This window comes from Arthrobacter sp. GCM10027362 (assembly GCF_042679445.1).
GTDB lineage: Bacteria > Actinomycetota > Actinomycetes > Actinomycetales > Micrococcaceae > Crystallibacter.
Window position 1 is genome coordinate 1 of record NZ_JBHTML010000106.1, and the last position, 13969, is coordinate 13969.

The 13969-nt window shown below is 68.8% G+C and carries 9 protein-coding genes and 1 pseudogene; 8 read left to right on the plus strand and 2 right to left on the minus strand.

The window, feature by feature from the left end; translation table 11 throughout:
- On the minus strand, positions 1–1828 hold a 1828-nt coding region (locus ACFQ36_RS14510; RefSeq protein ID WP_377014771.1), incomplete at its 3' end, for a phosphatidylglycerol lysyltransferase domain-containing protein.
- Between the two features lie 165 nt (positions 1829–1993).
- Between ACFQ36_RS14510 and ACFQ36_RS14515 the strand changes: the two genes are divergently transcribed.
- From ACFQ36_RS14515 to ACFQ36_RS14550, 8 genes are all read left to right on the plus strand, one after another.
- The gene (locus ACFQ36_RS14515; protein WP_377014772.1) at positions 1994–3145 is read left to right on the plus strand and encodes an alpha/beta hydrolase; all 1152 of its coding nucleotides are present in this window, start codon (positions 1994–1996) and stop codon (positions 3143–3145) included.
- Positions 3146–3320: 175 nt separating this feature from the next.
- Positions 3321–5831: a bifunctional lysylphosphatidylglycerol flippase/synthetase MprF gene (locus ACFQ36_RS14520; protein WP_377014773.1), complete on the plus strand. Its 2511-nt coding sequence runs from the start codon at positions 3321–3323 to the stop codon at positions 5829–5831.
- Positions 5832–5852: 21 nt separating this feature from the next.
- Positions 5853–7166 carry an alpha/beta hydrolase gene (locus ACFQ36_RS14525; RefSeq protein ID WP_377014775.1) on the plus strand — a complete coding sequence of 438 codons (1314 nt, stop codon included), beginning with the start codon at positions 5853–5855 and terminating at the stop codon, positions 7164–7166.
- A 99-nt stretch (positions 7167–7265) separates the two neighbouring features.
- Positions 7266–9314: a DUF6541 family protein gene (locus tag ACFQ36_RS14530; RefSeq protein WP_377014777.1), complete on the plus strand. Its 2049-nt coding sequence runs from the start codon at positions 7266–7268 to the stop codon at positions 9312–9314.
- Positions 9315–9363: 49 nt separating this feature from the next.
- A complete protein-coding gene (locus ACFQ36_RS14535; protein ID WP_377014779.1) occupies positions 9364–9837 on the plus strand; it encodes an OsmC family protein in 474 nt (157 codons plus the stop codon).
- A gap of 324 nt (positions 9838–10161) precedes the next feature.
- Positions 10162–10788 (plus strand): mechanosensitive ion channel family protein, encoded by a 627-nt coding sequence (locus ACFQ36_RS14540; RefSeq protein ID WP_377014784.1) that lies wholly within the window; start codon positions 10162–10164, stop codon positions 10786–10788.
- 2 nt (positions 10789–10790) lie between these two features.
- Positions 10791–11276: a globin gene (locus tag ACFQ36_RS14545; RefSeq protein WP_377014780.1), complete on the plus strand. Its 486-nt coding sequence runs from the start codon at positions 10791–10793 to the stop codon at positions 11274–11276.
- Positions 11277–12671: 1395 nt separating this feature from the next.
- The gene (locus ACFQ36_RS14550; protein WP_377014782.1) at positions 12672–13712 is read left to right on the plus strand and encodes a S1C family serine protease; all 1041 of its coding nucleotides are present in this window, start codon (positions 12672–12674) and stop codon (positions 13710–13712) included.
- A 55-nt stretch (positions 13713–13767) separates the two neighbouring features.
- Here the strand turns inward: ACFQ36_RS14550 and ACFQ36_RS14555 are convergent.
- Positions 13768–13969 (minus strand): annotated as a pseudogene (locus ACFQ36_RS14555) (hypothetical protein); the annotation flags it as partial.

Genomic DNA, 13969 nt, shown 5'->3' on the forward strand with positions numbered 1-13969 from the left:
CGGGGTACGGGTCCAGCCCGGCCGCCAGCAGCAGCCGGGCATGCCGGAGCCGGTCCCGTGTCTGCCTGGGCAGCCGCCGTGCGCGTCCGCGCTCAGGCGGCGGGGCGGCGTCGATCTGCCGGACCTGCTCCAGCTGCTCCACCGTCAATTGCCGGCGGGGAGCGTGGCGGCGCAGCAGGAAGGGCACAAAGCCTTCCGCCTGCCCGGCGGCGACGGCGACGTGCGGCAGGGTCAGCAGTCCGTCGAAGCACAGATAGCGCGGGATCCATTCCGGCTGGTACTTGGCATTGGAGCGGTAGAGCCGCTCGAGCTGGAAATACCGTTCGAAGAAGCCGAGCACGGAGGAGTTCAGGCGGGTGGCCGGCCCGGCACCGAGCCGCTCGGCGTCGGCAAAGAGGCCGCGGAACATCGCGAAGTTCAGGGACACTTGGGTGATCCCCAGGCTTGTGCCCTGTTCCAGCAGGGCGGCGACCATCAGTTCGATGGTGCCGTTGGGTGCGTCCGGGGCGCGGCGCATCAAATCCAGGGAGAGGCCGCGCCGGCCCCACGGGACGAAGGAAAGCAGGCCGACAGCGTCGCCGCCCGCATTGTGCGCGGTTACGGCGACACAGCCGGCGTCCGCCGGATCGCCCCACCGGTTGAGCGCCATGGAAAATCCGCGGTCCGGCTCATCGCCGCGCCACCGGTCGGCCAGTTCCCCCAGCGTGGCCAGTTCTTCGGGCGGGATTTCACCATGCCGGCGGATCCGCACGCCCAAGTCCGCACGCCGGGCACGGCGGACGGCCCGCCGGACCTCGGCCAGGGAGCTGTTGGCCAGCGAAAACCGGTCCGGGTACAGGACGGCCTCGTCCCCGAGCGTCAGGATGCCCAGCCCTGCCGCGGCGAAGGCCCGGGCGCCTGCTTCGGACGCCCCGACTACTCCAGGCGTCCAGCCGTATTGCCGGGCGTGCTGCTTCCAGGCCTGCACCGCCGCGGTCCAGGCGGCCTGATCGCCCACCGGATTCCCGGCGGCCAGGCACACCGACCCGATCACCCGGTAGGCGACGGCCGCCCGCCGGTCCGGTGTAAAGACAACCTCCTTGTCGCGCCGGGTGGCGAAATAGCCGAGCGAATCATGCTGACCATGCTCGGCGAGCAGGGCCCGCAGGGCCACCTCCTGCTCCCCCGTCCACGCCCCGGGCCGCCGGCCGGAACGCAGCAGCACGAATACTGCCGCGATAATCGTCACCGCCAGGAGAATGGACGTGGTGAGCGGGATTCCAAACGGGACGTGCCGGTGGAACTGCAGTGCCGGGTCCCGCAGGCCGAGCGCCCGCAGCACGGCCACGGCCAGCACATCCCAGTCCTCGACGGCCGTGTCCGTGGTGGCCAGCAGCAGGATATGGGTGAGCCCAAGGGACAGCACCACCCCGGCGGCCAAACTCAGGGCGGCGGACCGGACCGCTCCGGCGCGGGTCCGGGCCGGAAACGCCGGCCGCACCCACCAGACCAGCCACAGCGTGAGCAGCGAGGCCGCGATACCCGCAATCTCCAGGCCGGTGCCCACCGCCCGCTCGACGCCGAACGGCCCTCCGCCGGCGCGGTGCCCCCACAGTCCGGCGAGGATCGCCGCCGAGGCCAGCAGGCCCAGGACGGCGAAGGCGGCCAGGAACGCCAGCGCCACCCGCCGCCGGCGCAGCAATGCCCCGGTCATCAGGCCCAGGACCACCACCGATACCAGCGAGGGAGTCAGCGGGATGTTAAGCGCCCCAAAGACCACGACGGGCAGCCGTGGGGTCAGGCCGGCGAACCGCGCAGTCCACAGGATCACCGCGATGAGCATCGCCATGGCGTACAGCCAGGTGAGCGCCCGGGCCCACTGCTCCTGTCCCCGCGTCGCGGCCGGCTTCGCGCGGCCCCGGCTTCCAGCGGCCTTGCGGGTGTGCGTGCTAGCATTCGCACCTGCCGACCGTGACGGCCGACGCCACGTCAACGCGAGGAGTTGATTCCGGCGGTGCCCTTCTACGAGCTGACCCAGTGGCCGCTCCTGGCCCTGACCTTGGTGTTCCTGGCCGCGTCCGTCACGGTGGCCGTGGCCGTGCTGCCGCGTCACCGCGGTCCGGGGCCGGGCAAGTATCTGCTGCAGGCCGCATCCATCGTAATGGTCACCGTGCTTTCAATCATTGCGCTGTTCTTGAAGCTTAACGCCGACAACCAGTGGTATTCCTCCTGGGCAGACCTCCTCAACGGTGACATTGCCGGCCCGGCCCAAACCACCGTGCTCGGTGCCCCCGTCAAGAAGGTTATCCGGGAGGCACCGGCTACCAGCGGCCGCTTCACGCAGTTGCAAAGCAACCCGGCCTTGAACCCCGACTTCGGCTCCCAGGTGAAGCCGAAGGCCGCGGCCGGCCAGTGGGTCTCCTTCACCTTCACGGGCCCCACCACGGGCATCAGCCAGGATGTGGCGGTATGGCTGCCGCCTTCCTACCTGAAGCACCCGCGGCGGGCTTATCCGCTGATCACGGCCTTCTCCGGCTATCCCGGCAGCCCCGCCACCTACATCCAGACTCTTCACTATGACCGAACCGTGCAGGACCAGGTCAGCCAGGGACGGCTGCGGGAACCCCTGGTGGTGGTCCCCGACATGTTTCCGGCGAACCTGGACACTGAATGCGTGGATGGCTCCGACGGCAAGTACGAGTCCTACGTGGCCGTGGACCTGGTGAACTGGATCAGGAAAAACCTGCGCACCGTGGACAACCCGCAGGCCTGGGCGACCACCGGCTACAGCGCCGGCGGATGGTGCGCCACCATGTTCTCCGTGCTGCACCCGCGCCAATGGGCCTCGTCCATCAATTTCGCCGGATACTTCGCGCCGGACTACAGCCCCCACCAGCGGTGGAATACCGTCAGGGACCCCCGCTACAACCTGGGGACGGTGGTTGCCCGGCACAGACCTGCCGTCGCCATCTGGTTCTTCAGCGGCGGCGACGACCGGAGGCCGCTGCGGTCCCTGGCCGCGTTCGAACCCCAGGTGAGCGCGCCGACCTCGCTGGTCACCAACATCAGCGAGTTCGGCGGCCACCGGCTGAACATCTGGCGGCCGCAGATGGGCAGCTCGCTCGCCTGGCTGGGCAGTGTCTCCGGCTACTTTGCGCCCCCATGACGGTCCTGTGGCAGGAAGTGGCCAAGCCGAGCCGCACCGGGCACCCGGCGTGCATAATGAATCCACCATGGACGCCCCAGGACCTCCGGGATCTGCGATGCAGGCACCCCGCAGCCTGCGGTCCCGGCTGATACGCCGGGCCGCCGGCGCCCCCTTGACCTTAGGCTATCTGGCCGTGTTGTGGGCCGCAGGCATCGCCGACAGCCGACTGGTCCCCGCTGCCCGCCACCAGTTCCGTGATGCGGCCGCCGTGTCGGTGGATTCGTTTCCGGACGACTGGTGGACGCTCTTCTCGTCGGCACTGTGGGCCCCCAATCTCGCAGCCTACCTCTCCGGCAGCGTCCTCGTCCTGGCGGTGGGCCTGGCCTTCGAAAAACGCATGGGCAGCCTCCGTTTCGGCGTCGCGGCGCTGGCCGGCCACCTAAGCGGCACCGCGGCCACCCTGCTGCTGGCGGTCGCCGTGCAAGGCCTGCAGGACAGCTGGGCCGAAGCCCTGGCCGACGGCGACTACCTGGGCCCGACGGCACTGGCGTGTTCGGTGCTGGCCGCGGGTTCGGCCTCGATGAGCGCGCTCTGGCGGCGCAGGATCCGCACCGGCCTGCTGGCCCTGCTGGTGGTGCTGGTGCTCTACACCGGCTATTTCGGGGACTCCGTCCGGCTGGTGGCCGCGGTGGCCGGGCTGCTGCTGGGCCCGTGGCTGACGGGGACGGCCGGCCGCCGTTTCCATGCCGCCGCCACCGTCCGCGAACTGCGCGTGCTGGTTGCCGTCGTGGTGGTGGCCACGGCCGTGGGACCGGTGCTGGCCGGGCTGGATGCGCAAGCCCTCGGCCCGCTCTCCTACCTGCAGTACGTGTTCACCGGTCTGGAACCGAGGGACCCGGCCGAAGTGCGCGAGCTCTGCGCCAGCGGCGATGATCTCGCCGATTGCCTGAGGGCCCAGGCGCAGCTGCGCTCCGGCGCCGCGGCCATGTTCATGGCGGTGATTCCCTCCTACCTGCTGCTGCTCTGCGCCGCCGGCCTGCGCCGGGGCCGCCGCGCCGCCTGGCTTGGCGCCCTTGCCGTTTACGCGGCCATGTCCGTCGTGGCCGGAGCCGAGATCGTCTCGCTCATCACCAAGGATGACGAAACCACGGTTGCCCAGGGACTGGCCAGCATGGACTTTGGCCAAACCGTGGACGAGGTGGTTCCGCTGGTTGTGCCGGTGGTGCTCTTCACCGCCCTGCTGCTGGCCGGCCGTCTGTTCAACGTCCGTGCACCCCGGGCCACCTACCGCTGGCTGGCCGCGAAGGTGGCCGCTGCCGCCGCGGTCATCGCCGCCGCGTACATGGCCGCTGCGACAGCCCTGGCCGGCCAGTTCTCGCCGGTGCCCGGCCCCGACCAGATCCTGGCCGACCTGCCAAACCGCTTCCTGCCGCTGGGGTACGCGCTGGGCCAGGTGCCCGCATTCATCCCGTCCGGAGGCCTCTCCGGGATACTGTACGACGGCGCCGGGACAGTGTTATGGCTGATCGTGACGGTGCTGCTGCTGCGCTCATTCCGGCACCCGAAACTGCCGGACAACCAGCTGGACGCGGAGCGCGCCCGGTCCATCCTGCAGGCCAGCGGCGGCGGCAACCTGGGCTGGATGACCACCTGGCCGGGCAACGACTACTGGTTTTCCCCCAGCGGGCGCAGCTTCGTCGCCTACCGCGTCAATTCCGCGGTGGCGCTGACGGTGGGTGGCCCGGTCGGCCCGGAGGAGGAGCACGACGACGTCGTGGACGGGTTCACGGCCTTCTGCACGCACTTCGGCTGGACCCCCTGCTTCTATTCAGTCACCGAGCCCCTGCGCCGGCTGGCGGCCGGGCGCGGCTGGGGGCACGTGCAGGTGGCCGAGGAGACGGTGCTGGACCTGGACGGCCTGTCCTTCTCCGGAAAGAAGTTCCAGGATGTGCGCACCGCCCTGAACCGGGCCCAGCGGGAAGGCATCCGGGCCGAGTGGTACAGCTACGCGTCGGCGCCGCGCAGCATCACTGAACAAATCCGTGCCATCGACGAAGAATGGGTGGCGGATAAGGACCTGCCGGAGATGGGGTTCACCTTGGGCGGCCTGGCCGAGCTGGCCGACCCGCAGGTGCGCGTCCTCGCCGCCGTCGACGACGAGGACCGGGTCCACGGGGTCGCCTCCTGGCTGCCTGTCCACCACGAGGGGCGCGTCAGCGGCTGGACGCTGGACTACATGCGCCGCTCGGGCAGCGGGTTCCGCCCCACCATGGAGTTCCTGATCGCCTCGGCCGCAAAGCTGCTGGCGGCCGAGGGCTACGGCTTCGTCAGCCTGTCCGGCGCACCGCTGGCACGTTCGGCCGGCCCGCCCCGTTCCGGCGACCCGGGAGGGCCGGACGTCCCCGGCCCTCCCGCGCTGGATACCTTCCTCGACTGGCTCGGCTCGGCCTTGGAGCCGGTCTACGGTTTCCGGTCCCTGATGGCCTTCAAGGAAAAGTTCCAGCCCGGCTACCAGCCCCTGTTCCTGCTCTACCCGGACCCGGCCGCCCTGCCGCGGATCGGCAACGCCGTCGCCCGCGCCTACCTGCCGGACGTCTCGGTCCGGCAGTCCGTCGTCCTGCTGCACAAGGTCCTGGACAAACCCCGGCGCCGCCCGGGCCTGCCTTCCCGGGGAGATGTCCCATCGCGCAATGGCCGGTCCTGACCGGCGTGAAAGGGAGCACGAATGTCGCATCTTTCCCTCGTCGACGGCCCGCTGCCGGTGGCAATCAGCATCCTGGCCGCCGCCGGGATGCTGTGGCTGCTGGCCGGCGGGCGACGGTTCTGGCGCCTGGCCGCCCCGCTGGCGGTGGCGGGCGGGGCGGCCGGAGCGGCGCTGCTCTGGTACGCCGCCGAGCACGCCTACGGCTGGTGGGACGAGTCCTTCCCCCGCGTGCTCTACGTCTGGGCCGGCGCCACCGTGGCGGCCGTCCTGCTGCTGGCCCCCCGCCTCACCGCATCGCGGGGCGTGGTTCGGCGGCTGGCCAGCATACTCGCGGTCCTGCTTGTCGCCACCGGGGCCGTAGCGCAGGCCAATACCGAATATGGCGCCTACCCCACCGTGGCCAGCATGTTCGCAGACCAGGACCTGGCGGCCGGGCCGATCACCGCCGTCGCCGGCGGGCGGCGCAACGGAGCGCCGCTGCCGGCCACCACGGAAGCCGGATGGAGCCCTCCGGCGGACCTGCCCGGGCACGGCAGTGTCTACAGGGTGGCCATCCCCGGCACCGCCTCGGGCTATCGCGCCGATAACGCCTACGTGTACCTGCCGCCGGCGTACCTGGCCGACCCCCGCAGGACCAACCTGCCGGTGCTGGTGATGATCCACGGCAGGCCGGGCGGACCCGGATCCTGGATCTCCTCCGGGAACCTGGCACAGACCATGGACGATTACGCCGCCGAGCATGACGGCCTCGCACCGGTGGTCATCATGCCGGATCTGTCCATGGGCGGTGCCGCCGCCTGGCCGCTGTGCCTGGATTCGCAGGTGGCCAAGTCCGCCACCTACCTGGCCGTGGACGTGCCGGCCTGGGTGCGGACGACGCTGGGGGCCGGCACCGCCGGCAGCAGGCAGTGGGCGATCGGCGGCCTGTCTTCGGGCGGGACCTGCGCCATGCAACTGGCCGCGAACTACCCGCAGGCCTATCCCACGTTCCTGGACATGTCCGGCGAAATCGAGCCCGCCGTCCACGGCGGCCGCAGGAAGCTGGTCCAGCAGTACTTCGGCGGCTCGGAGGCCCGCTTCCGCAAGCAGAACGCCCTCGATGTGCTGGCTGCCCGGGAGTTCCCGGACACCGCGGGGAAGTTCGTGGTCGGCGCCTCGGACGCCAAGTACGGGGCCGCGCTGGCCCGCGTCTTTGCCGCGGCCAGGGAGGCCGGCATGGACGTCAGGCTCGAAAAGTTCCCGGGCGGCCACAGCTGGCATCTGTGGAGCGCGGCCCTCCCCGCCCAAATGCCCTGGCTGATGCAGCGGCTGGGAGTTTCCGCCGGCGACGGGTGACCCCGCCGGCAGTTCCTGCGGCGGCGCCGCCCCGGCCGCCGGGGCGGCGGCTCTGGTGCACCGGGAGCCGATGGCCAATACTGGTCATCAGGTGAGCCAATGGACTCGATAGCGGTTGCAGGACAGGTGCTGGTGCTGCTGGGGATCTTCTACGTCCCGGGGTTCCTGGCAATGTACGGTCTGCGGTTGAAGGTTTTTGAGGCCCTTGCGCTCGCCCCCGCGGCCTCGGCAGCGGTTGCCGGCGGAGCCAGCCTCGTCTGCCTCGCAACGGGCTGGCGCTGGGGGCCGGCGAGCGCGGCAGTGCCGGCCTTCGCCGGCGTCGGCCTGTGTTTCCTGCTGGGCCCGCTGGCCGCCCGCCGGCCGGTACGGCCAAAGAACCCGGAGCCGGCAGCACCCCCGGACCAGGCTTCGGTCCCGGCGCCCTGCGCCCCCATGGCGCTGAAGGTCCTGTTGGGCGCCGCGCTGGCCGCGGCAGCGGTGATCATTGGGACCGTCATGGTCCGCGGCATGGGATCGCTGGACCGGGTGAACCAGGGCTGGGACCCGACCTTCCATGCCAATGCCGTGCGGTGGATCCAGGACAGCGGGCAGTCCAGCCCGTGGAGCATCTCGCCGATCTTCGGCGGCACCTCGCCGTCTTTCTACCCAGCCGGCTGGCACGAGCTGGTGTCCCTGGTCCCGGGCGACGTCGTCACCGCGGCGAATCTTTCCTGCCTGCTGATCGGCGCCGTCGTCTGGCCGGCCTCACTGGCCTACCTGGCCACGGCGCTCTTCCCGCGGATGCCGGTGACCTGGTTCCTGGCCCCGCTCTTCGGTTCCGCCCTGCTGGCCTTCCCCTTCGCCCAACTGGTGCGCAGCGGGCAGTGGCCCAACGGTTTTGCGACGGCGGTCATCCCGGGGGTGCTGGCGCTGGGCATCAACCTGCTCTACCAAAGCCGGCTGACCTGGCGGCGCAGCCCCGGGGCGGTCCCGCCCGGCCCGGGTACCTGGACCCGGGTTGCGGCGCTGCTGCTAGCCGCCGCCGGTGCGATCTGGATCCATCCGTCGGCGCTTTTTGCGCTGCTGGCCCTCGGCGGCTTCTACCTCGTGCGTTTCCTGATCCTGGGCTTCCTCTACCAGTGGCGGCGGAGCAGGGTGCGCGGCGCCGCTGTCTCCATACTGTGCCTGGCCGCACTGGCGGCCGCCGGCCTGGGCCTGTCCCGGCTGAACGTGCTCATCGGGGTGCTGGACTACCCGCGCCGCCGCTATACCGGGGTGGGCGGAGCGCTGAAGTGGCTGTACTTCGACCTGCCCAACCAGCCCTCGTCGCCCATGGTTGGCCCGGCCAGCTACAGTTACGCCATCGCCGCCCTGATGCTGGCCGGCGCCGTCATTGGCCTGTTCTATGCGCGCTCCCGCCCCGCCGTCGGGGGCATGGCGGCAGGCACGGTACTGTTCGTGCTGGCCGCGGGGGATGAAAATCCCTACCGCTGGCTCGCCGGATTCTGGTACAAGGATCCGCCGCGCATCGCGCCCCTGGTGCTGACCTACGGTTGCGTTTTCGCGGCGCTGGCCTTGGACCGGGCCTGCCGCCTGCCGTTCCTCGCGCTGCGGCCGCGCGGACGGCGCCGGCAGTTGCTCGCTGCTGCGCTGAGCCTGCTGGCTGTTGCCGCCATCTTCGCCACCTCCGGCGGGTTCCGCTACCAGGACCGGCTGACCGCCGCGACCACCCCCTATCTGGTGACACCGGTCTCCCGGGGCCGGGCCCTGCTGGGGGACGAGCAGGAATTCATCCGGTCCCTGGGGCCGCTGCTGCCCCGGGACGCGGTGGTGATTGGAGACCCCTTCAACGGGCTGCCCTACATCTACGCGCTCACCGGGCACCGCGTGGTCTTCCCGCAGATGATCAACCGGCCCGGAAACGAGGACGAGGCCTACCTGCGCCGGAACTTCCGGAAGATCCTGACGGACCCGCAGGTGTGCCAGGCCCTGCATCGGCTCGGAGCCAACTATGTCTACGACGACGGTCCCATCCGTGCACGGCAGACCGACAGGGGCCTGAAGTGGCCCGGATTCACCAGGGTGGATTTCACCCAAGGCTTCGAGCTCGTGGCAAAGAAGGGCACGGCGGCACTGTACAAGATCACCGCCTGCACTCCGAAAGCCTGATCCGGGCCGGCTGCGGCGTGGCTTTGATGGCGTGGGCTTTAATGTGGCTATGGACCTCTCCCAGCACCACTACGCAGTCAGCATTACCTGGACCGGCAACCGCGGGAACGGCACGTCCAGCTACCGCAGCTACGGCCGCGACCATGTGGTCCGGGCCGCCGGGCTGCCCGAACTGGAGGGCAGCGCGGATCCGACCTTCCACGGCGACGCCGACCGGTGGAATCCGGAACAGCTGCTGCTGACCGCCCTGACCCAATGCCACATGCTCTCCTACCTGCATGTCGCGGTGAACAACGGCCTTGTGGTCACCGCGTACAGCGACGACGCCGAGGGTGTCATGCGCTTGAACCGGGACGGCAGCGGGGAATTCACCTCCGTCATCCTGCATCCGAAGGTCACCATCGCCGATCCTGCCCGGACCGAGCTGGCCCGGCGGCTCCATGAAGACGCCAACAAGGTCTGTTTCATCGCCCGCAGCGTGAACTTCCCGGTGCTGCACGAACCCGAAATCCTCGCCGGCTGAGGCATCCGGCACGGCGCCGTCGTCGTTTCCGCGCGCCGTACCGGCACGGCGCGCCGGCGCGCCACGCCGAGGTGAGCAAGATCATACGGCGGGCATAAAGTCCGGAGCCGGCCAGCGGTTTAGGGTAACAACCGGGTAACGCCGTCCGGGGGCGGCCCTGAACCGGCAGGCCTCCTGCCGGCCCCCGGTCGCTACCCTTGAGGAGTCTTCCCAACGCAACAGAAAGCACCGCAGGTCGTGACGCAGCAGACGCAATCAGTAACGGATCAAGCACAAGAGGTAACGGGGCACATCACCCAGCAGGTGACCGAGCAGACGCTGACGCTGATCGACCGGGTCTCCCCCGGCGGCGACATTTTCCAGGCCTGCGTCATCATCTTCGTGGGCATCCTGGTCTGGTCGATTGCGCACTTCGTGATCGGCCGGATCACCGAACGCATCAAGCGCGGCTCGTCGATCTTCAAGAAGCCCCATTTCCGCTGGGCGCAGCCGATCCTGCGCAACCAGGAGCAGAGCCGGCGCATCCAGCGGGCCGATACCGTCGGCTCCATCCTCAAGTCCGTGGTGAGCATCTTCGTCTCGGGCATGGTCATCATCATGGTCATGGATACCTTCGAGCTGCCCATCGCCCCGCTGCTGACCAGCGTCGGTATCGCCGGTGTAGCCATCGGTTTCGGCGCGCAGCAGCTGGTCCGGGACTTCCTCTCCGGCATTTTCATTACCATCGAGGACCAGTTCGGCATCGGCGACACCATCGTCACCTCCGAGGTGGTCGGGCGCGTGGAAGCCGTCGGCCTGCGCGTTACCCGCGTCGTGGACGAGGAAGGGGTGGTCTGGTACCTGCGCAACGGGGAGATCCTGCGAGTTGGCAACCGGTCGCAGGGGAATTACCAGCCCAAGGAGAGCGTTGAGGAAGGCAAGCCCGCACTCGCAGAACAGGCAGCTGAATAACCATGACCTCCCAGACTCCGGAAACGCCCGGCCCCGCCGAGCCGGTCCCCTCGCGCTTCGGCCAGCCGCTGGCGACCCTGCGCCCGACGAACACCGGCCCGTTCACCGATCCGGCCGTCACCGAGAGCTTCTATGACGCCGTCGGCGGGCATGAAACCTTCGTCAAGCTGGTGGACGCCTTCTACGAAGGAGTGGCCGGGGACGAGGTCCTGCGTCCGATGTACCCGGAGGACCTGGGTCCGGCCAATGAACGGATGCGCATGTTCCTGGAGCAGTACTGGGGCGGCCCCGGAACCTACAGCGAACAACGCGGCCACCCCCGGCTGCGGATGCGCCACGCGCCGTTCACGGTGGACTTCGACGCCCGGGACCGCTGGCTGGCCCACATGCACGCCGCGGTCAAGTCGCTGCAGCTGCCCCCGTTGTACGAGGACACGCTTTGGGACTACTTCGAGCGCGCCGCGCACACCATGGTCAACAGCCTCTGACGTCCCCTTCGTACGTCCGGACCGGACCAGAGCGGCGGACCGCCAAGGGATCGAACCGCTTCGGGGCCTCGCCGCCCGCCCCTCTGCCCGGGCGCGCACTTCGTCCAGGCAGAGGGGCGCCCTGCGCTGAACAAACCGGGCGGGCAGCCCGCCACGGTTCGGCCCGAACCGGATCATGGGCCGAGGCCGCACGGATTGTGAGCTGTTTCCTGGCGGACCGCCATCCCCTCCGGCAGAACCCCACGCCCGGGTGCGGAAATCCGCAAAACCGTCGCCTGCTCCCGGCTCCTGTTTCCCCAGGCTTCCGGTTGGATAAAGCTTTCGACATAGGAACCGGCCCCAATATACAGGAACCTTAAAATCCTGGTTTGACGCAGGGCATCGATTGTTTTATCGGTTCCCCCGCTTCCCCTGCCATTGATATTGCATCTGCGGTATGATAATGGCCCGTCGGGAAATAGCGAAACGCCCGACAGTGAAAAGGTCTTGTGACCTCCACTTGGCCTTTGATTGCAACATGCCTGTTTCCCGGGGGCAACGCGCACCCCGGCTTGCCGCAACTTGAATATCAGGTCCAGCAATGAATAGGAACTTGTGCACTGCGACATGTTCCACAGCGATCCCCGTCCAGTCTGCTCATCTGTCCGGCTGCGCCGGCGGGAACGGGTTGCGGTCCGCTCCAGGCACCACTCAGCGCGGCCATGCCAGCTCCGGGGGCGCCAGCCACACCGGTGGCCGCTGCCGTCCTCGGCCTGCCTGCCAAACACCCGGGCTGCCGGTGCGCCCCGGGGACATCCTGCGCCGAACAATCGGCAGATCCGGCCGCATCTCCGCCCGGCAATTCCCTCCCGCCCGGACCACCATGGGAACGGTCGCAGTCAACAGCGCCTGATACACCTGCACGGAACTGCTTTTCCCTGACGGCCGGCCGCGTCCGGGCAGGGATTTCAAACCGCTTTCAAGAGGCGAGGTGAATCTATCGGCAAGGGTGAATCAATTGACCATTGCGCTAATTCCGCGCGGCCGGGTCCCCGCAAACAGAACGGACGATTCCCGCGTCACCGGACCGTGTCCGCGCTCGGATTGCCCACCTGCGGCACCGTCACCAAGCCTGGATAAAGGATCCGGTCAGATATGCGGTAACAGGTCACCAATAAACGGCAACAAATCGATGAAAAATCACGGCTAAGTAGCGCCCACCAGGAGGCGACAATGCAGTCATCCAAGAAATGCCGATCGCGGCGCAGGTACGCTGCTGCGTTCGCGGTCACGGCACTCTTCGTCACGGGGTGCGGGTCGAGCAACCCACCCGTCGAAAGCCAAACCGGGAAGTCGGGAACCAGCCCGTCCACGGGGTCCGCCGAGATTCCCCATCACGCTGACAGTGGTCTCACGGTGACTGACGAACTGCCCCAGGGCGACCAGCATCCGGCCGAGCTGACCCCGCAACAGCTGTACTCCCTGGGTGAAAAGTCGGTCTTTTCGATCCAGGGCCGCCGTCCCGACGACTTCATCGGATCCGGCACGGGCTTCCTCGTGGATAAGAAGGGCGCGATGGGGCTCACCAACGCCCACGTCGTCCAAGGCTTGGCGGCGATCTCGGGCCGTTTCAACACCGGCGAGAAGGCGTCCCTTCACGTCATCGCGTCCGACCCGTGCGCCGACCTCGCGGTGGTTCACTTCTCAACCGCCCTGCCGGACCAGGCCGAGGCCCTCATCATCGGCAACTCGGGTGACGTGAAACCGGGGGACACGGTCACCGTACTTGGCTACCCGGGAACCCTGACCAACAACCCGTCGGAGCAGAAGCTGATCATCTCCTCGGGCCTCGTCAACGCGACCAAAGTGCCGGCACGACCAAGAGGTGCCCCCGAGTACAAGGACACGATCCAGCACGGGGCGACGGTCAACTTTGGGAATTCAGGCGGCCCATTGCTTGACCACCACGGCCGCGTCGTGGGTATCAACACGCTGACCAACTTCGGCTCGCAGGACGCGCCGGCCCAAGGCCAGTTCTACTCCATCTCGATCGACACGGCCAAGCCCGAGATCGTCAACAAACTGCTTAAGGGCCAGTCCCAGAACGACATGGGTTGGGCGGTGGAGGAGTACTACCCCGGATACTTCGAGGCCCTGCATCCTACCCTGGGTCCCGGGCTCGACGCGCAGCTCGCGGATGAGGGAATCAAAGGCGGCCTCTATGTCAAGGCCGTCACTCCCGGCTCCGGTGCCAGCAAGGCAGGGGTCAAGGCGGGCATGCTGCTGACCAAGATCCAGAACACGTCCGCTGCCAACATCGCGCAGATGTGCGACATCGTGGAGTCCATTCTCCCCGGCACGGTTGCCGAGGTCGAAGGACTTTACCTGTTCTCGGATTCCGAGCGTTTGGACACGCGGCGGTTCCACGCGGAGTTCAGGGTTCCGGGCAAGCATTAGGCAGCGCTGCAGCCCGAAGAGCCCCTTAAGACCCTTAAGAAGGGCCCCTTAACCCTTAAAGCGAGGCGCCGCTGCGCACCAGCACGTGGCCGCGGCTGGTGCTCAGCCTGGTCCAGCGTCCACTGGTGAAGACGGGCACGTCCTGGCCGTCCAGGAAACCCAGGCCCAGCGCCGCGAAGGCAGCCCCGGCCGGCACGGGCGGCGCGGCCGACTCCGGCGGGACCGCCATTGCGGCCCCCCACACGGCACTGCGCAGC